The organism is Consotaella aegiceratis, assembly GCF_036541425.1.
Taxonomy (GTDB): Bacteria; Pseudomonadota; Alphaproteobacteria; order Rhizobiales; family Rhizobiaceae; genus Consotaella; species Consotaella aegiceratis.
In genome coordinates this window covers 57166-75805 of record NZ_JAZHFT010000017.1, presented here as the reverse complement: position 1 = coordinate 75805, position 18640 = coordinate 57166, and the positions used below count along the sequence as shown (strand labels likewise).

Below are 18640 nucleotides of genomic sequence, written 5' to 3'. Positions count from 1 at the left end.
AGGCGGTCGACCTTGCAGGCGCCAGGCCACATGGGGCGCGGCCTGGCGACGGAATTGTGAGAGCCGAACTCACAGCGCGATTTCGAGAACCCTCGCTTCGGCCGTCCGCCGGTCGGCGGCGAGCGTGCCTCCGGCGATCGAGACGGCCCGCTGCTCCTGAAGCGGTAGCAGGATCGTCAGCCGATCGCCCGCGGGCGGCAGGGCGCCGGCCTTCTCGATCCCGATCGACAGCGACGCAGCCGTCGAAGCCACGCTCAGAGCCCAATGTCCGTAGCGTCCCTGGCGGTAATCCTCGCTCCAGCCGTCGTCTTCGAAGCATTCTGCCGTAAAGCGTCCCTCGTCCTTGATCGGGAAGACGGCAAAGCCGCGCTCGTCGGCCTCGTGGTTGAAGCGCTGTTCGGCGAGATTGAGCGGAATGGCCGAGCCTTCGCGCACCAGCAGCGGCGGACGGTCCCAGGGCGCCGCGACAACGACCTCACGGCCGCCGTCGAAATGCTCGCCGGACCAGAAGTCGTACCAGCCGGCACCCGCCGGTAGGTAGACGCGCCGCTCCCGTTGGCCAGGCTCCACCACGGCCGCGACCAGCAGATCCCGCCCCAGCAGCATCTCGTCGTTTTCCTCGAAGCAGCGCGCATCGTCCGGAAACGCCGCGTAAGTCGGGCGGATCACCGGCTCGTAGGCACTGTGCGACCGCCACAAGAGATCGTAGAAATAAGGCGTCAGACGGCCGCGGAATTTGATCAGCCGGCTGATCGCCGGCGTGATCTCGGGATGCATCCAGGGCTCGTTGACGGTCTTGTCGTCGTTCCACGAATGGATCGAGAAGCGCGGCAGGAAGATGCCGAACTGCACCCAGCGCAGGAACAGCTCGGGCTCGGGCGCCGGACCGGAAAAGCCGCCGATGTCGTGGCCGGTGTTGGAGACGCCGGACATGGCGAGGCCGGTGCCCATGCGAATATTGTACTTCAGCGTCTCCCAGCTCGTGCGGTTGTCGCCCGACCAGGTCTGAACATAGCGCTGCATGCCGACGGCGCCGGCGCGCGAGATCAGGAACGGTCGCTCCTTGGGTGCGAATTCATGCTGGGCCTGATAGGAGGCCCGCATCATCAACAGCGTGTGGAGCGGCCGGCATTCGCGCGCGTCGCGCTCTTCGCCGAAGCCGTCGATCAACGCGTCGTCGCTCCAGATCTCGAACTCGTTGTTGTCGTTCCAGGTCGAGGCGATACCGTAGTCCAGCAGCGCGTCCTTGACCCGATCCTTCCACCAGTCGAGCGTCTTTTCGTTGGTGAAGTCGAGATAGGCGCCGGCCTCATCCCAGAACTGCACCATGGTGGGCGCCCCGTCCTGGTCATGCACGAGCAGCCCCGCCTCGCGGGCCTCATCGAAGCGCGGATGATCCAGCAGCAGGCACGGCTTGATATTGGCACACAGCCGGACGCCGTGGTCGAGATAGTGCTGCACAAAGGCTTTCGGATCGGGGAACTTGTCGGTGTTCCAGTTGAACACGTAGCGCTTGTCGCCGATCGACGTGTAGCCCGACGACAGATGGAACGACTGGCAGGGGATGTCGTGGGTTTCGCAGCCCTCCAGGAACTCGTTCATCCGCTCCTGGGCGTTGGGCGCGTCGGTATAGGTCATCGTCGAGCCGGAATAGCCGAGGCTCCATTTCGGCATGAAGGCGGGCCGGCCCGTCAGCCAGGTGAAGCGCCTCGTGACATCGGCCGGAGCGTCGCCCGCGATGACGTAGTAGTCGAGGTCGCCCGTCTCGGCGACGAAATGGCGGTAGTGGCCGTGATAGTTGTCGAGTTCGCGCCCCATGTCGAAGGTGCACTCGGCCAGCGTATCGTAGAAGATGCCCAGCGGTGCCCGCTCGGCCGTCTTCCAGACCATGTAGAACGGCGTGTGCTTGTAGAGCGGATCGGTGGTACGGGCGTTGTAGCCCATCGCGTCGAGGTTTCGCATGCGATAGGACTGGCCGGCGCGGTTGGCCGACCCCGCCCGCTCGCCCAGACCGAAGAACATCTCGTCTCCGGCACCCTTGAGATAGTGGTAGACCTTGTCGTCCCACCAACCAAAATTATAGGCCTGCGTCTCGCGGTCCGCCGCCATCAGGCGCCACCGGCCACCGGTAAAGCTCTCCCAGCGACAGAAGAAGCCGTCGAGCTTGATCGTCAGGCGCAGACGCGCGGTGGCGACGATGAGATGCCCCTCGGCTTCCGACACCGAGAATTCGGGGCAGGCAAAGCCGGACAGATCGAACCGATCTCGCCCCTGAGTGGCGACGTCCTCCTCGCCAGGCGCGATCGCCCATGTGCGCGGCTGCCGCAAAGCGCCGCCCGGCAGAACCATGACGCGGATGATGTCGTCCTCCAGGACGAAGACATGGACGACATGGCCGGCGTCGGAGCGCAGGGAGAGCTTGGCCTTGTCGCGGCCTTGCATCGAGAAGACGGGAGGATTGGTCAGGGACACGGATAGAGTCCTTTGGTGTTCAAGTGTTTGGATCGGGCCGCGGCCTCGCCGGGGAAGTCAAGGCCTATCGCCGGGACGGATGCCGATCGTCCCTTTAGCGCGAAGGGCGAAGAAGAAGCCTCCTTCGCCCTTTGCCCGCCTAGTAGCCGAGCAGCAGTCGCGGCAGCGCCAGGCTCAACTCCGGAATGTATGTCACCGCGAACAGCAGGACGAAGAGCACCGCGAACATCGGCAGCAGGGGCTTGATGGCCTTGGCGATTGGCACGTTGGCCACCGAGCAGCCGACGAACAGCGCGCTGCCGACCGGCGGCGTGCAAATGCCGATGGACAGGTTGAACGCCATCAGGACGCCGAAATGGACAGGGTCCATGCCGAACTGCGTCACCACCGGCAGGAAGATCGGCGTGAAGATCAGGAGCGCCGGCGTCATGTCCATGAACATGCCGATCACCAGAAGGATCGCGTTGATCACCAGAAGGATGACGATCGGATTGTCGGACAGAGCCAGCAGCGCATCCGCGACGTGCTTGGGGATGTTGTTGTAGGCCATCGCCCAGGACATCGCACCGGAGGCCCCGATCAGAAGCAAGACGATGCAGGTGGTCACGGCCGCATCGAGGATGATCTTCGGCAGCGAGCGGAACGTCACCGTGCGGTAGACGGCCATCGACAGGAACAGCGTGTAGACGACGGCGATCGCCGAGGCCTCGGTGGCGGTGAAGATGCCGCCGACGATGCCGCCCATCACGATGACGATCAGGAGCAGCGGCGGAATGGCGCGCAGCGTCGTGCGAACGACCTCGCCCCAGCTGGCGCGCGGCGCCACCGGATAGCCCCTCCGCTTGGCGATGATGCCTGCCACCACCATGACGCCGAGCCCCATCAGCGCGCCGGGCACGTAGCCCGCGACGAACAGTGCGGCGATCGACGTGCCCCCGGAGATCAACGAATAGACGATGAAGGTATTGCTGGGAGGGATCAGCAGGCCGGTCGGACAAGAGGCGATGTTGACCGCCGCGGCATAGCCCGGATCGTAGCCCTCCTTCTTCTGAAGCGGGCTCATCGTACCGCCGACAGCGGCGCAGGCCGCCACTGCCGAGCCGGAGATCGAGCCGAACAGCATGTTGGCGACGACATTGCAGTGGGCCAATGCGCCCGGCAGCCGTCCAACGATCACCTTGGCGAAGTCGATCAGCTTGGCGGCGATGCCGCCATGGTTCATCAGGCTGCCCGCCAGGATGAAGAAGGGGATGGCGAGCAGCGTGAAGCTGTCGAGCCCGCCGATGAACCGCTGCGCCAGGATCAGCGCGCCCATGTCCGGCGGAAAGTGCAGGAGCACCGTCGACAGCGCCGACAGGCCGATCGCATAGGCGATCGGCAGGCCCAGCAGCATGAAGCCGAAAAAGGTGACGAAGAGGATTGTGACGTCGAGAAGCATCAGATGGCATCCTCGGACAAGGTGGACGATAGGGTCTGGTCCGCCATCGGCGTATCGCCCGGTCGCGGTTCGACGACGGAGCGGTCCTGCGCCAGCCTGATCAGGTGGATGAGGGCGTAGAAGACGATGAAGGCGCCCGAAATCGGCACGGCGAAATAGATCCACCCCATCGGCAGATTGAGCGCCGGTGTGACCTGTCCGGTCTGCAGCGTCCGGGCCGCGAGGCTATAGCCGCCATAGACCATCACGCCGCCCGCAAAGGCGATCACCATGAGCTCCAGCGCCATCAGCAGCGCCCGGCGCGCGATGCCCGACAGGAGCACCGGCAGCAGGTCGATCGAGAGATGGCGCATGCCGCCCGAGGCGTAGGCCGCGCCGATCAGACCGAGCCAGATGAACAGAAACCGTGCCGTTTCCTCGGTCCAGGTCGTGGGATTGTTGAAGATGTAGCGGGATCCGACCTGGATCACCACCACCACGACCAGGCCGGAAAACAGAAGCACGAGAGCGGTCTCGAGAGTTCTGTCGACCAGCCTGATGACCCGGCCGAGAGGGTCCGGCGACAGCGCGTTGCGCGCGATCGGCGTTTCCCTTGTCATAATGCTTCCCTCCGCATTGAAACGGCCCGTAGTGTACAGCCGTCCATAAATTGGTCAACCAAAATTATAAAATGGTTTGACAGATAGGATCCGGTTTGACAATTTGGCCTAGCCTATTTCAACGGGATCCTTAGACGGAGGAAAGAGAATGAAAGCCTTCAGCATGGCGTCGAGCATCTGCCTCGGCCTGGTTCTGGCGGGAGCGATGGTCGGCACAGTCGACGCCCGGACGCTCCGGCTGAGCCACAACCAGGGTGAGGACCATCCGGTCCACAAGTCGATGCAGTGGATGGCCGATCGGGTCAAAGAACTGACCAATGGCGACCTGACCATCGACATCTATCCGAGCGCTCAGCTCGGTACGCAGCGCGAGTCCGTCGAACTGGTGCAGACCGGCGCACTCGATCTCGCCAAGACCAACGCCAGCGAGCTGGAAGCCTTCGATTCGATCTACTCCGTCTTCAACGTGCCTTACGTGTTCGCGGATCGGGATCATTTCTACAAGGTGATTACCGGTCAGCCAGGAAAGGACATCCTGCAGCATTCTCGCGACAAGGGCTTTATTGGCCTTACCTATTACGACGGCGGTGCGCGCAGCTTCTACGCCAACAAGCCCATCAAGACGCCGGCCGATCTGAAAGGCTTGAAGGTTCGCGTGCAGCCGAGCCCTTCGGCCATCAAAATGATCGAGCTGCTCGGCGGCAGCGCCACGCCGCTTCCCTACGGCGAGCTCTACACGGCCCTGCAGCAGGGCGTGGTCGACGCTGCGGAGAACAACGAGACCGCCCTGACCAGTTCGCGTCACGGCGAAGTCGCCAAGATCTTCTCCGAGGACGAGCACACCCGCATTCCCGACGTCCTGGTGATGTCGACTTTCACCTGGGACAGCCTGACGCCCGAGGAGCAGAGCGCGCTTCAGCAGGCGGCCGATGAATCGCTTCAGTTCCACAAGGATCTGTGGGCGAAGGAGATCGATGCAGCCCGGGAGACGGCCAAGACTGAAATGGGCGTCGAGTTCGTGGAGGTCGACAAGGAGCCGTTCCGCGCGGCGACCAAGGCGATTCGCGACGACGTCGCCAGCCAGTCCGAGGACGCGGCCGATCTGCTCAAGGCGATCTCCGACCTCGAATAGGACGGCGGATCGGCGCCATGAAGAGACCGCCGGCCTGTCGGCCGGCGGTGGAGTCGAAAGCCACAGGAGAATGGTTGCTTCGCAGCGATTGGCGAGTGCGCACTTGTCAGACAAGAAAGACTGTTTGATGACGATGGCGTGGCAGGAGGATCGGCGATGAACACGGACCTGAAAACGCAGCGACGCTATCGCGAGATCGCCGAGCGACTGCAGCTCGACATCGCCAGTGGTCGCTATCAGGTGGGCGAACGCCTGCCGCCCGAGCGCGAACTGGCCGAGAGCTTCTCGATCAGCCGCCCGACGATCCGCGAAGCCCTGATCATGCTGGAAATTCTGGGGCTGGTTCAGGTGCGTGTCGGCTCAGGCGTCTACGTCATCAGCCAGACGCCCGGCCTCCCCGGCCAGCGCGACAACCTGGCCGACGATGTCGGGCCGTTCGAATTGCTCCAGGCGCGCCAGCTGATCGAAAGCGAGGTCGCCGCCTTTGCCGCCACTCAGACCACCAAGAACGACATCGGCAGAATGCGCGAGGCCCTGGACATGGAGCGCGCCGACCTCGCGGCCGGCGACACCGACTATCGCAGCGACGAAATGTTCCATCTGCTGATCGCCGAAGCCACGCAGAACACGGTGCTGCTCGATGCGGTGCGGGACCTCTGGGCGCGGCGACAGCGCAGCGCCATGTGGCAGCAGTTGCATGCCCGGATCGTGCTCAGCGAATATCGCCAGCAATGGCTGATCGACCATCAGACGATCCTGGCGGCGCTGCGGGCCCGCAGCCCCCAGGCGGCGCATAACGCCATGTGGAACCATCTCCAGCATGTGCGGGAAACGCTGTTGACCGTCTCCGACGTCGAGGATCCCCAATTCGACGGCTTCCTGTTCGCTTCGCCCGAAACGAAGGTGGCAAATCTGGGTGACTGACCGCACCCGTTCCAGACTTTAGCCTTCGTCCCGCCGGCCCGCCGGGACCAGACGAAGGTTGAGCCGGCTGCACGCCGCAGCTGCTTCTGCCGGTCCCGCCGGACCGGATCTCGAAAGGATATACGCATGAAGATGACGTTCCGCTGGTATGGGGCCGACGATCCGGTGAGCCTTGGCTCGATCCGGCAGATCCCGGGCATGCAGGGCATCGTGACCGCCATCTACGATGTGCCGGTGGGCGAGGTCTGGCCGGCCGATCGCATCGCCGAGCTCAAACGGACGATCGAGGCGGCCGGCTTGAGCTTCGAGGTGGTCGAGTCCGTGCCGGTGCACGAGGACATCAAGCTCGGCAAGCCGAGCCGCGATCGGCTGATCGAGAACTATGGCCAGACCTTGCGCAATCTGGGCGCGGCGGGCGTGAAGGTGGTCTGCTACAACTTCATGCCGGTGTTCGACTGGACGCGCACCGACCTGGCGATGCCGCTGCCCGACGGCTCGAACTGCCTGTCCTTCGATGCGGCGGCGGCCGACGCCATCGATCTGTCCAAGGGCCTCAGCCTGCCCGGCTGGGACGCCAGCTACAAGCCGGACGAGCTCTCGGCGCTGCTCGGCGACTACAAATCGGTCGACGAGAAAACGCTGTTTGAGAACCTCGTCCACTTCCTTCAGGCGATCGTGCCGATCGCCGAGGAGGCGGGCATCCGCATGGCGATCCACCCCGACGATCCGCCGCGGCCGATCTTCGGCTTGCCGCGCATCGTCAAGAACCGGGCCGACCTGGACCGGATTCTCGCCATCGTCGACAGCCCGGCCAATTCGCTGACCTTCTGCACCGGTTCGCTCGGCGCCGATCTGAAGAACGACCTCGTCGCCATGGTGCGCGAGTTCTCCGGACGCGGGCGGATCGCCTTTGCGCATCTCAGAAACGTCAAGACCAGCGAGGCGGGCGATTTCCACGAGACCGCGCACTTGTCCTCGGAAGGCTCGGTCGACATGGGCGAGGTGGTGCGCGCCTATTACGAAACGGATTTCGACGGCTACTTCCGGCCCGACCACGGGCGCATGATCTGGGGCGAGACCGGCAAGCCCGGCTACGGCCTCTACGACCGCGCCCTCGGCGCCGTCTATCTCAACGGCCTGTGGGAAGGCATTGCCAAGACCACGGCGGCCAAGCAGTGAGGGATACCATGGAACTTCCCTTTTCGATCGACCTCGCCGGCAAGACGGTCGTCGTCACCGGCGGCGCCGGGGTTCTCGGCGCAGCCTTCGGCCAGGCGCTTGCCGCGTGCGGCGCCAAGGTCGCGATCCTCGACCTCAACGAGGCGGCGGCCGAAAAGGCCGCCGAGGCGATCCGCCAGGACGGCGGCGAGGCGATCGCGGTGGCCTGCAACGTCCTCGACAAGGCCTCGATGGCCGAGGCCGCAGAGACCGTCTCCGCCCGGCTCGGCCCCTGCGACCTGCTGCTCAACGGGGCCGGCGGCAACCATCCCAAGGGCACCACGACGAAGGAGATGCTGGAGGTCGCCGACCTCGACGATCCGGAGCTTCTCACCTTCTTCGATCTCGATCCGGACGGCGTCAGCTTCGTCTTCAACCTGAACTTCCTGGGGACCCTCCTGCCGACCCAGGCGTTCGCCAGGCAGATGGTGGGGCGCGAGGGCTGCTCGATCATCAACGTCTCGTCGATGAATGCCTTCCGCCCGCTCACCAAGATCCCGGCCTATAGCGGCGCCAAGGCGGCGGTGAGCAACTTCACCCAGTGGCTGGCGGTGCACTTCGCCCCGGTCGGCATCCGGGTCAACGCGATTGCGCCCGGCTTCTTCGTCACCAACCAGAACCGCGGCATGCTGTTCGACGAGCAAGGCGAGCCCAACGACCGCGCCCAAAAGATCGTCGCCCATACGCCGATGCGCCGCTTCGGCGAAGCGGACGAACTGATCGGCGCGCTCCTGTTCCTCGCCAGCGAGCCCGCCTCCAGCTTCGTCAACGGCGTCGTCCTGCCCGTCGACGGCGGCTTCTCCGCCTATTCGGGCGTGTAGCGCCTTTCCGCGAGCCGATGGTCGGGCGCCGATCGAAAAGGCGGCCGGCCGATTTGCATCCCCTGGCCCCGGATGCCGGGCGGTCGATAACTTGTAATGCGCCCGGCCACCAGCAAGGACCGCAGCCGTCGTCGGCGCTTCATGCACCGTGGTCCAAGCGGATGAAGCGGACATCGGCATCAAGACGATCGGCGGAGTGGCTGCTGTAGACCAACATCCGATCGGCGCAATGCCGGCTGATCCGAGCCAGGAGACGTTTTGCCTGGGCTGCATCGAGATGTTCGGTCGGCTCGTCGAGAAGAACGACCGGTTCCTCGGCGAGAAGCGCACGAGCCAGATTCAGCCGCTGCGCCTCGCCGAGCGACAGCCTGTCCTGGGCGATCCAGGCGTCGATCCCACCGGCCTGTTCGACCCGCTCGGTCAATTCGACCGTTTCGAGCGCCTGCCGGATGGTGGATTCGTCCGTTCCCTCGGCGAACAGATTGGCTCGGACCGTATCAAGAAGCACCGTGGCGTCGTGGAGCGCCAGATGGACGAGGTCGCGTCGGTCCGCATCCGCCACGAGTTGGCCATTGACGAGGAGCTCGCCCTCCGCCGGATCGAGCCATCCGGCAATCGTCTTGAGCAGCGTCGTCTTGCCCGTACCGCTGGCGCCGATCAGAACGGTGGGCTCGCCGCGCCGGAGGCGAACCGTCAGCGGCTCTCCGATCGGTCGACCGGTTGCCGTCATCAAATGCAGTCCGACGAGGTTGATATCGGCGACCCTTTTGGCCGTGGCAATCTCTTGCATCCTCCTGGTTGCCGGCACATTGGCCGTCGGCGCCGGGTTCGTCCACCGTGCCAAGGCCTGGCTCGCCTGCCGCGCCTTGGTGCGGCCGACCAGAATGCGGGACAGGCCTGCCGCCGCCTCGGCGTAGGCGAGCCAGCCGAATGCGACGAAAATCGCCGGAAGCAGCTCCTCCCCCCGCGCCCCGGCGGCTCCGACCAGCAACACCGAGAGAAAGGCCACCGGGCCGAACAGGCCAGCGCCCAAGTCGAGGTCGGCAATGGTTCGGCGCTGGCGGATCATGGCCTTTTCCGCGATCCCGAGCGGAGCCATCGCCTCGGCCGCCATCATCCGGCGCCGCCGCTCGGCCGCCAGCGGGATGAGAGACTGGAGCATCGCCCCCAGTCGGGCCGCGCCGTCACGGCGGGATCGTCGCTTTTCCGTCTCCGCATCGCCGAGGATCCGCCCGGCTCGCCGAGCCAATCCCGCGAGGATCGCCACGAGGATCAGGATCGGAACGATCGCCAACGGCACGACAACGAAAGTGACCGCCGCCAGAAGAGCGAAGCCGGCGGCCAGAGTGACGGCAGGGAATCCCACGCGCAGCCGCTCGAAATCGACGTCTTCGACGTCTTCGAGCCAGTCGACCAGACGATCCTCGCGGCCGAGTTGCCATCCGGCCGCGCGCGTTTCCGGCGCCTCGGCCATGGCGCCGAAGATCCGACGCCGTCGATCGACCTGATCGATCAACGCGGCTCGATGGCCGGTCAGCCGCTCGCCATATTTCGACAGGGTACGGGTGATGGCGAACAGGCGCACCAGCGCGCCCGGAACATGAAAGTTGAAGGTCAGGGCGGCCGGTCCGGCGCCGGCCAGCGCAACGGCGGCGAGAAACCAGCCGGAGACGCCCGTCAGCAGCACCGCGGACAACAGTGCCAGGCCGGCCATGACGAAGGCAATCCGCCATCCGCGCGACGAAGCGGCGATTGCCTTCGCCGGCCGCGATCCGCTGGAGCGGGGAGGCGATACGGAGTGCAATTCGGTCATTCCGCGGCCCTCACGGCTTCCATCGGAAGGGGGGCCAGAGCTATTCGGCGATCGGCAAGACGAATGAGCCCCTCGTCATGGGTGGTGACGATCACCAGCCGCGTTCGCGCGGCGTCACGCAGGGCGTGGCGCACGCGTTCGGCGTTTCGCGCGTCCAGCTTGGCCGTCGGTTCATCGCAGAAGGCGGTCCCGCTGCCCAACAGCAAACGCGCGACGGCAACCCGGATGCGCTGGCCGCCCGACAGGTTTTCACCGCCCACAGCGATCGCCGCATCGAGCCTGCCCGGCAGAGCGGCCTCGTCGATCAGGCCGAGCTGGCCGGCGACGCGCCCGGCCTCGTCACGATCGATCGACGGCAGTCCCCATGCCAGCGCGTCCAGGAGCGTGCCTGCCGGCACATAGCTGTCGGTGGCGATCCAGCCGACGTTCGGCGCCTGTGCCGGCATCGGCAGGGCCCCCCTTTCATCGACACCGGCGAGGCGGCGCAGAAGCCGCGTCTTGCCGACCCCGCTCGGCCCGGTGATCGCCACCAATCCTCGGCTCGGCCAGTCGAATCCCGCCAGCGCGCGCTCGATCGCGTCGTCCACAGCGGGCAATGCCGCGTTCGGTTCCCCCGGTTCGAATGCCCAGGTGAGAGCCTGCGCCGCAGCCTCCCCTTCGGCCTTGGCATGGTAGAATTCGGCATAGCGGCGCAGCGGCGCGAAAAACTCCGGCGCGACCAGCAGGATGAACAGGCTCTGCGACAGCGCCAGATGAGCAAAGCCCGGGATCTCCGCCAGTCCTAGATGGCCCAGGCCGAGAAACACCGCCAGCACGGCGATCGCCAGGGACGAGAAGAAGTCGAGAATGCCGGAATTGAGAAACGCGATCGACAGCACGCCCATCGTGCCGCTGGCATAGGCTTGGAGCCGCGAGCCGAGCTTATGCGTCTCGCCGGCCAATGCGTGATTGGCGAGAATCGTCGGCAAGGCGCGGACGCGATCGGCGAACTGCGCGGCCAGACGCTGAAGCGCTTCTTCCTGCATGTCGGCTCGTTCGCGGATGAGACCCCCGACCAGCACGAAGAAGCCGATCATCACCGGCATGGCGAGCAACAGGGCCAGCGCCGCCTCCCAGGAGGCCAGCGCCACCGCGACGATCACGGCCAGCGGCCCGAGCCCCAACATCCGGCTCGCGACCGCATGGCTGACGACCAGCGCCGCCAGCGCCCCGGGGTGGCGTTGGACGCCCGAGACCATGGCGCCACGCGGCAATCCGGCCAGTTGCCCGACAGCGGTTTCGGACAGGGTGGCCTCGACCTGCGACAATATGTCCGACGCCACCACTGCCTCGGCATCGACCGCACGACGATCGGCAAGCCAGTTCAGCGCCAGGCCGACCAGAATCGTCGCGATTCCGGCTGCGGCCGCATCCCATCGCAGATCCTGATGCTGAACGAGAACGCCGGCGAAAACCCCCATGGCCGCAGCAAAGCCGAGCCTCGCGACCGTCGCCAGCGTGCGCAACGCCACGATGGCCGGCAGATGGCCGCCCGCGATCTTGCGGGCACGAGACAGGGCCGGAGGCATGTCCTTCGGGCGCATTTCGGTAGCCGGCTTTTCTGCCACGTGCCGCACCTTGCTCCTTCTGCCGGCGGACTCTGCCTCTTGATGTGGGCCGGAAGCTCGCATTAGAACACCCTAATATCTCCCGACATCAACTCGAGGCATCCCCATGGTCGACCCGCTGCTCGTGGAATTGTCGCGTCTCCAGTTCGCGCTGACGGCGATGTACCATTTTCTCTTCGTGCCTCTGACGCTCGGGCTGTCGATCCTGGTGGCCATGATGGAGACCGTCTACGTCATGACACGCCGCAAGATCTGGCGCGACATGACCAAGTTCTGGGGGCTGCTCTTCGGCATCAATTTCGTCCTCGGCGTGGCCACGGGCATCACCATGGAATTCCAGTTCGGCATGAACTGGGCCTACTATTCGCACTATGTCGGCGACATCTTCGGCGCCCCGCTGGCGATCGAGGGCCTGATGGCCTTCTTCCTCGAGGCGACGCTGGTCGGATTGTTCTTTTTCGGCTGGACCAAGCTGCACCCGGTGACCCACGCCGTCGTCACCTGGGCGATGGCCATGGGCGCCAACCTGTCCGCGCTGTGGATCCTGATCGCCAATGGCTGGATGCAAAATCCGGTCGGCGCCGCCTTCAACCCCGACACGATGCGCATGGAGGTGACGGATTTCGCCGCCGTGCTGCTCAATCCGGTCGCCCAGGCGAAGTTCGTCCACACGGTCGCGGCCGGCTATACCACCGGGGCGGTCTTCGTGCTGGCGGTCTCCGCCTTCTACATCCTGCGCGGCCGCAACCTGGAACTCGCCAAGCGCTCCTTCGTCATCGCCGCGGGCTTCGGCCTCGCCGCCGCACTGTCCGTGGTCGTGCTCGGCGATGAAAGCGGCTACACGCTGACCGAGCATCAGAAGATGAAGCTCGCCGCCATCGAGTCGATGTGGCAGACCGAGGAGCCACCGGCGAGCTTCACGCTGTTCGGCATCCCCGACAGGGACGGTCGCGAAACGCACGCGGCGATCCGCATTCCCTACATGATGGGCCTGATCGGCACCCGGTCGGTGGATGAGACGATGCCCGGCATCGTCGACCTCGTCGATCATGCCAAGCAGAGGATCCAAAATGGTCTGACCGCCTACGACGCGCTCGAGACCATCAAGCAGGACCGGCAGAACGCGCAAGCGCGCGACGTCTTCTCGAAGACGCAGGGCGACCTCGGCTATGCGCTTCTGCTGAAGCGCTATGTCGAGGATCCTCGCACCGCCACCCCCGAGCAGATCGACGAAGCCGCCTGGTCCACGGTTCCGGGCGTGCTGCCGCTGTTCTTCTCGTTCCGGCTGATGGTGGCGATCGGCTTTTTCCTCATCGCCCTCTTCGCTGTCTCGCTGTGGTACACGATGCGCGAGACGCGGGCGCCGCGCTGGCTGTTCCGGATCGCGTTGTGGAGCTGGCCCCTGCCCTGGCTCGGGGTCGAGTTCGGCTGGTTCGTCGCCGAATTCGGGCGCCAGCCATGGATCATCGAAGGCGTCCTGCCGACGTTCTTGGCAACCTCCCAACTCGGCGTCTTCGATCTGGCCCTGACCATCCTCGGCTTCACGCTGCTCTATGGCGGGCTCGCGGTGATCGAGATCAAGCTGATGGTGCGCGCCATCCGAAAGGGTCCCGATCAGGTCGTCGATGATCCCAGCACGCTGCTTCCCGGCTTCGGCGCGTCCGGGCAGGAGCAGACCTTCGCACCACACCCCGCGGAATAACTGGCAAAGGACCGATCGATGTTCGATTTCCTCTTCGACTACGGCGCCTTGCGCCTGATCTGGTGGGTGCTGCTCGGCGTGCTGCTCATCGGTTTCGCGGTCATGGACGGCTTCGACTTGGGGGCGGCGACGCTGTTGCCCTTCGCGGCCAAGACCGATGCCGAGCGGCGAGTGGTGATCAACACCGTGGGGCCGGTCTGGGAAGGCAACCAAGTCTGGTTCATCCTCGGCGGCGGCGCCATCTTCGCCGCCTGGCCGGCGCTCTATGCACTGTCCTTTTCCGGCTTCTACCTGGCGATGTTCCTGATCCTGGCGGCGCTGATCCTGCGTCCGGTCGGCTTCAAGTACCGCTCCAAGCAGCCGGAAGCGCGCTGGCGGCGGAACTGGGACTGGGCGCTGTTCATCGGCGGCGCGGTGCCGGCGCTGATCTTCGGCGTCGCCGTGGGCAACACGCTGCAGGGCGTGCCCTTCCACTTCACCGACGATCTCAGGCCGATCTACGAAGGCAGCCTGTTCGGGCTCCTCAATCCCCTGGCGCTGGTCTGCGGTCTCCTGTCTCTCGCCATGCTGGCGACCCACGGCGCGGCCTGGCTGACCGTCAAGGCCGAGGGCCCGGTGGCGGATCGCGCAGCCTCGTTCGGCTTCCGGTTGGCGCTCGTCACTGCCGTCCTTTTCGTTCTTTGCGGCATCATGATCGCGTTCGGCTGGTTCGGCGGCTACGAGGTGGTGGGCACGATGGCCGCCGACGGTCCGTCCAACCCCCTCTACAAGGAGGTCGCGACCGCGCCGCGGGCCTGGCTCGCCAACTACGGCAGCCATCCGTGGCTGCTGATCGTGCCGCTCCTGGGCATCGCCGGGCCGCTGCTGGCCGCCCTCGGCTTCAAGGCACGGCGCGAAGGCTCGACTTTTCTCGCCTCGGCTGTCGGCATCGCCGGCATCATCGCGACGGTCGGTGTCTCGATGTTTCCGATCATCCTGCCGTCGAGCACCCACCCCGGCCATTCGCTGACCGTCTTCGACGCGTCGTCCAGCGAATCGACCCTGCGCACGATGCTGTTCGCCACGGCGATCTTCCTGCCGATCGTGCTGCTCTACACCGCCTGGGTCTACCGGGTGCTGTGGGGCAAGGTGACAGAAGAGGACATCGATTCCTCCGGCACCGCCGCCTACTGACCCGCCGTCGCTGTGCCGCTCGGCGGCACGGTGCCGACCTTTCGAACGTTTCCGTCCTTTGGGATGACGCCTATGTGGTATTTCGCCTGGATCCTCGGCCTCGGTCTTGCCGCGGCCTTCGGCATTCTCAACGCCCTCTGGTACGAGCTGCGCGTCGTCCGCAGCGAACCGACGCCGGTGGAATCCGAGTTTCCGACCCCCTGAGCCTGGACGGGAAGCCTGGCGGCCAGCGCGCCGGATCGCTTTCGGCTTGCTACGATGGGCGATATCGAGCTCATGACGGGTAAATTTCGGGACCTCGGTGGGCCGGGCCATGTCGCCCGCCGTCGCGCTTCGAGCGAACCGCGCCAATTCATCCGCTTGATCGTCGGCATGTTTCATGCCTAAACACCATGCGCCGGTCTAGAGCCGGCGCAGTTCTCGGGGCGGGGTGAAATTCCCCACCGGCGGTGACAGGCCCAGCCTGGAGCCCGCGAGCGCCGTGCGAGATTCTCGTGCGGGTCAGCAGATTCGGTGTGATTCCGAAGCCGACGGTTAAAGTCCGGATGGAAGAGAACGAGGGAAAGCAGCCCGTCGGGCCGCGCACACTGCGTGTGCGCGCCGGTTCGTCTGTTCGATCCCGCGTCCACCCTGAGGCATTTGGGTCTGTGACGAAAGGATCGAAGATGGACCGAATTGCCTCGTTGTCACGGCATGAGTCTCCCGCGCTACGCGGCGCGGCGTTCATGGTGCTGGCCGGCGTCTCCTACGCCATGGTCAACGTCTTCACGCAATGGATGACGCAGGTGGCAGGCGTGCCGTCCACCGCCGTCGCCTTTTACCAATACTTTTTCGCCCTCGTCTTCGCGGTGCCCTGGCTGTGGCGCGAAGGGCGGGCGGCGCTCGCCACCCGGCATCTCGGGCTGCATATAGTGCGGGCCATTCTGTCGGCGGCCGGCGTTCAGGCCTTCGTCGCCGCCCTCGCCGCAATGCCGATCGCCCAGGTGATCGCCCTGGTGATGACGGCGCCGTTTTTCGTGGTCGCCGGGGCGGGGCTCTTTCTCGGCGAGAGGATCACCGGGGCGCGTCTTTTGACGGTGCTGGTCGGTTTCTGCGGCGCGGTTCTGATCCTCGAACCCTGGTCGGCGGGCTTCTCCCCAAGCGCATTGCTGCCGGTCGCCGCCGCAATCCTCTGGGCCGCCGTCGCGCTGATGACCAAGCGTCTCACGCTCGACGAGAAGCCCGAGACCATCACGGTGTATCTGCTCCTGCTGCTGAGCCCGATCAACGCCGTATGGTTCGGGCTCGACGGGTTCGTCGTTCCGGATCCCGGCAGCCTGATCGCGCTTTTGGGCCTCGGCCTCGTCGCCGGGCTGTCGCAATATGCCGTCTCCCGAGCCTACGCCCTAGCGGATGCGACCTATCTGCAGCCTTTCGACGACCTCAAGCTGCCGCTCAACATCCTGCTTGGATGGCTGGTCTTCGCCTATGCGCCGGGCGAACTGTTCTGGGTCGGCGCACTGCTGATCCTCGGCGCATCGCTCTACAATGCGACGCGCGACAATCGCCGGACGAACGCCCGGCGAGGCACGCGCCAGATTCGGCTCCGATCCTGAAAGGGGACAAGACGCGACGCAGGGTCTTCCCGCGCGGAGATGGTCGAACGACCGGTGATTATTGGCCGCTCGACCTGCCGATCGCCGACACCGGTCTTTCGCCGGACAGCACGCGATGGATGTTGTCCCAGGCGAAGTGGCTGCGCCGGAACCAGCCCTCGTAGGAATGACCTGCCGAGTGCGGCGACAGGACGACGTTCTTGAGCTGCAGCAGAGGATTGTCCACCGCGACGGGCTCCTGATGAAAGACGTCCAGGCCGGCACCGGCGATCCGGGTTTCGCGGAGAGCCTCCGCAAGGACATCTTCATCGACGATCTCGCCGCGGCTGGGATTGATGAGGACCGCGTTGGGCTTCATCAACCCCAGTTCCTCACGGCCGATGAGGCCGAGGCTCTCTTTGGTCAGCGGAAGATGCAGGCTGACGATGTCGGCCGCCTGCAACAGCTCCTTCAACGTCATGCGCCGAGCCTGGAGGTCGTTTTCCATCTCGGAATTCTCGATCGGATCGAAATAGACGATATCGGTCTCGAAGGCCTTCAGGCGGCGAGCGACCTTCCGGCCGATATTGCCCGCTCCCACGATACCGACGGTCTTGCCGGCGACCTCATAAGTGCTGAAGCTGCTGATCGGACTGCGCCATGTACCCGCGCGGACCGACGCGTCGCATTCGTTCAGACGGCGATAGAGCGCCAGCAGCATGGCAACGGTGTGCTCGGCCACAGCCCAGGCATTGGTGCCGCCGTTGGTGGCGACGACGGCGCCGAGCTCCGACGCCAATTTCAGGTCGATCTTGTCGAAACCCGCCGAAAAGAGCTGCAGCAGCCGCAGCGCCCGGCATTGGCTCAGAACGGCATTGGAGATTTCTCCAGGATGCAGGACCACGAATTCTGCATCATGGAGCGCCGCGATCTTCTCCTCCTCGGAGGCCGAAGTCAGCAGGCAGTCGGTTTCGAATCCTGATGGAGCGACGCTGCGAAAGATCTCCGCCACCTCCGGCAGACGCGTGATCATCACCACCTTGTGCATGTCATGATTCCGTTCTTGGGTTGGGCCGGAATGCCATGGCTTCTCGATCCGCCACGCTCCGTCGTTCACGTCGTGAGATTGATGAGGCTGGCGGCTTCGTCTTCGCGCCGCCTTTCGACACAGGATGTCGGCACCCCGTGCGCCGCCAGGAGGTGGGGCCGCCGTCGTCACCAAGATCCGCGGACCGTGCGGGCCACGGACTGGCGAAGAACCTCGGGTTTCAGACAGTCATAGGGCGCCCACGTCGCGGAGAACGGTGGCGATCTCGGCACGGGCCGCCTCGGTCAGCGGCTGTTGCGGCAGCAGCGGCGGACCGACCGGAAATCCCTGCAGTTCGAGCGCGGTCTTGACGCAGGCCGCAAGCGAGTACTTCGCGAAGATCTCGTTCACCCGCCACAGCGGACGTTGCAACTCCATGGCGCGGGACCAGTCCGCGCGTCTGGCCGCGTCGTAAAGGGCGATGCTCTGTTTGGGGATCAGGCAGGCCGGTCCCGCCATCCACCCCACGCCCCCGATCATCATCACGCAGACCGGAATGTGCGCCGACGCCGCGAAGACATCCATTCGACCGCGCGTGCGTTCGATGATCGAAAGGAGTCGGCCGGTGTTGGTGGATGCGTCCTTGATGTAGCGGATGTTCTCGACATGGCTCAGCCGCTCGATGACCGCCAGCGACAAGTCGGAGCGCTGAAACTGCGGATTGGTGTAGATGACCACCGGCCGCCCTTTTGCAGCCCTCGCGATCGCGGTGAAGTAGGCTTCCACACCCTCTTCCCCGATCGGGAAGTAGCTCTCCAGGACAGCCAGAATACCGTCGGCGCCTGCCTCGACCATATGGTCCGTCTGCGCCACGGCGTCATGGGTCGCGGTGGCCGCGACACCGGCGATCACCGGCACCCGCCCCTTGGTGGCGGCAACGACGGTCTCGACCACCTCGCGTTTCTGTGCCCAGTCGAGATAGGCGAACTCGCCGGTGCTTCCGAGCGGCGTCAGGCCATGAACCCCCGCGCCGATCAGATGCTCGACCAGGTCATGCAAGACCTCTTTCATCACCTCGCCGGACGGGCCGATCGGTGAGACGAGGTATGGAAATACGCCGCTGAAGGCCATGCCGGTTCT

The 18640-nt window shown here is 65.3% G+C and carries 15 protein-coding genes and 1 riboswitch; of the genes, 8 read left to right on the top strand and 7 right to left on the bottom strand.

Annotated features, from left to right (window positions below; genetic code table 11):
- Positions 1-69 precede the first annotated feature (69 nt).
- The 3 genes from SMD10_RS13230 to SMD10_RS13220 all read right to left on the bottom strand — a co-directional run bounded on the left by SMD10_RS13230 (position 70) and on the right by SMD10_RS13220 (position 4509).
- Entirely contained in the window at positions 70-2472 is a 2403-nt protein-coding gene (locus SMD10_RS13230) for a glycoside hydrolase family 31 protein (protein ID WP_331686166.1), read from the bottom strand.
- Positions 2473-2611: 139 nt separating this feature from the next.
- Positions 2612-3910, bottom strand: coding sequence for a TRAP transporter large permease (locus tag SMD10_RS13225; protein ID WP_331686165.1), 1299 nt, complete (start codon positions 3908-3910; stop codon positions 2612-2614).
- Positions 3910-4509 (bottom strand): TRAP transporter small permease, encoded by a 600-nt coding sequence (locus SMD10_RS13220; protein ID WP_331686164.1) that lies wholly within the window; start codon positions 4507-4509, stop codon positions 3910-3912. The genes SMD10_RS13225 and SMD10_RS13220 overlap by 1 nt, the downstream gene beginning before the upstream one ends.
- Positions 4510-4657: 148 nt before the next feature.
- On the opposite strand from SMD10_RS13220, the gene SMD10_RS13215 reads away from it, so the two are divergent.
- The 4 genes from SMD10_RS13215 (at position 4658) to SMD10_RS13200 (ending at position 8604) form a co-directional block, all read left to right on the top strand.
- Positions 4658-5641, top strand: coding sequence for a TRAP transporter substrate-binding protein (locus tag SMD10_RS13215; RefSeq protein ID WP_331686163.1), 984 nt, complete (start codon positions 4658-4660; stop codon positions 5639-5641).
- Positions 5642-5797: 156 nt separating this feature from the next.
- Positions 5798-6565: an FCD domain-containing protein gene (locus SMD10_RS13210; RefSeq protein WP_331686162.1), complete on the top strand. Its 768-nt coding sequence runs from the start codon at positions 5798-5800 to the stop codon at positions 6563-6565.
- Positions 6566-6691: 126 nt separating this feature from the next.
- On the top strand, positions 6692-7744 hold the full coding sequence (gene uxuA / locus SMD10_RS13205) for a mannonate dehydratase (RefSeq protein ID WP_331686161.1): 1053 nt from the start codon (positions 6692-6694) through the stop codon (positions 7742-7744).
- A gap of 8 nt (positions 7745-7752) precedes the next feature.
- Positions 7753-8604: an SDR family oxidoreductase gene (locus SMD10_RS13200; protein WP_331686160.1), complete on the top strand. Its 852-nt coding sequence runs from the start codon at positions 7753-7755 to the stop codon at positions 8602-8604.
- Between the two features lie 139 nt (positions 8605-8743).
- Here SMD10_RS13200 and SMD10_RS13195 read toward each other — a convergent pair whose 3' ends face one another.
- Both SMD10_RS13195 and SMD10_RS13190 read right to left on the bottom strand, forming a co-directional pair.
- Positions 8744-10318, bottom strand: a complete 1575-nt coding sequence (locus tag SMD10_RS13195) for an ATP-binding cassette domain-containing protein (RefSeq protein WP_331686159.1) — start codon at positions 10316-10318, stop codon at positions 8744-8746.
- 95 nt (positions 10319-10413) lie between these two features.
- Positions 10414-12024 (bottom strand): ABC transporter transmembrane domain-containing protein, encoded by a 1611-nt coding sequence (locus SMD10_RS13190; RefSeq protein ID WP_331686158.1) that lies wholly within the window; start codon positions 12022-12024, stop codon positions 10414-10416.
- 106 nt (positions 12025-12130) lie between these two features.
- On the opposite strand from SMD10_RS13190, the gene SMD10_RS13185 reads away from it, so the two are divergent.
- The 4 genes from SMD10_RS13185 (at position 12131) to SMD10_RS13170 (ending at position 16494) form a co-directional block, all read left to right on the top strand.
- Complete coding sequence (locus tag SMD10_RS13185; RefSeq protein ID WP_331686157.1) at positions 12131-13726, top strand: cytochrome ubiquinol oxidase subunit I; 1596 nt, start codon at positions 12131-12133, stop codon at positions 13724-13726.
- A gap of 18 nt (positions 13727-13744) precedes the next feature.
- The gene (gene cydB, locus SMD10_RS13180) at positions 13745-14899 is read left to right on the top strand and encodes a cytochrome d ubiquinol oxidase subunit II (protein ID WP_331686156.1); all 1155 of its coding nucleotides are present in this window, start codon (positions 13745-13747) and stop codon (positions 14897-14899) included.
- 72 nt (positions 14900-14971) lie between these two features.
- A complete protein-coding gene (cydX, locus tag SMD10_RS13175) occupies positions 14972-15103 on the top strand; it encodes a cytochrome bd-I oxidase subunit CydX (protein WP_331686155.1) in 132 nt (43 codons plus the stop codon).
- 208 nt (positions 15104-15311) lie between these two features.
- Positions 15312-15460: riboswitch (FMN riboswitch) on the top strand.
- Positions 15461-15564: 104 nt separating this feature from the next.
- A complete protein-coding gene (locus SMD10_RS13170; protein WP_331686154.1) occupies positions 15565-16494 on the top strand; it encodes a DMT family transporter in 930 nt (309 codons plus the stop codon).
- A gap of 58 nt (positions 16495-16552) precedes the next feature.
- Here SMD10_RS13170 and SMD10_RS13165 read toward each other — a convergent pair whose 3' ends face one another.
- Together SMD10_RS13165 and SMD10_RS13160 are read right to left on the bottom strand one after the other, a co-directional pair.
- Positions 16553-17521 carry a 2-hydroxyacid dehydrogenase gene (locus SMD10_RS13165; protein WP_331686153.1) on the bottom strand — a complete coding sequence of 323 codons (969 nt, stop codon included), beginning with the start codon at positions 17519-17521 and terminating at the stop codon, positions 16553-16555.
- A gap of 228 nt (positions 17522-17749) precedes the next feature.
- Complete coding sequence (locus SMD10_RS13160) at positions 17750-18631, bottom strand: dihydrodipicolinate synthase family protein (protein ID WP_331686152.1); 882 nt, start codon at positions 18629-18631, stop codon at positions 17750-17752.
- Positions 18632-18640 lie beyond the last annotated feature (9 nt).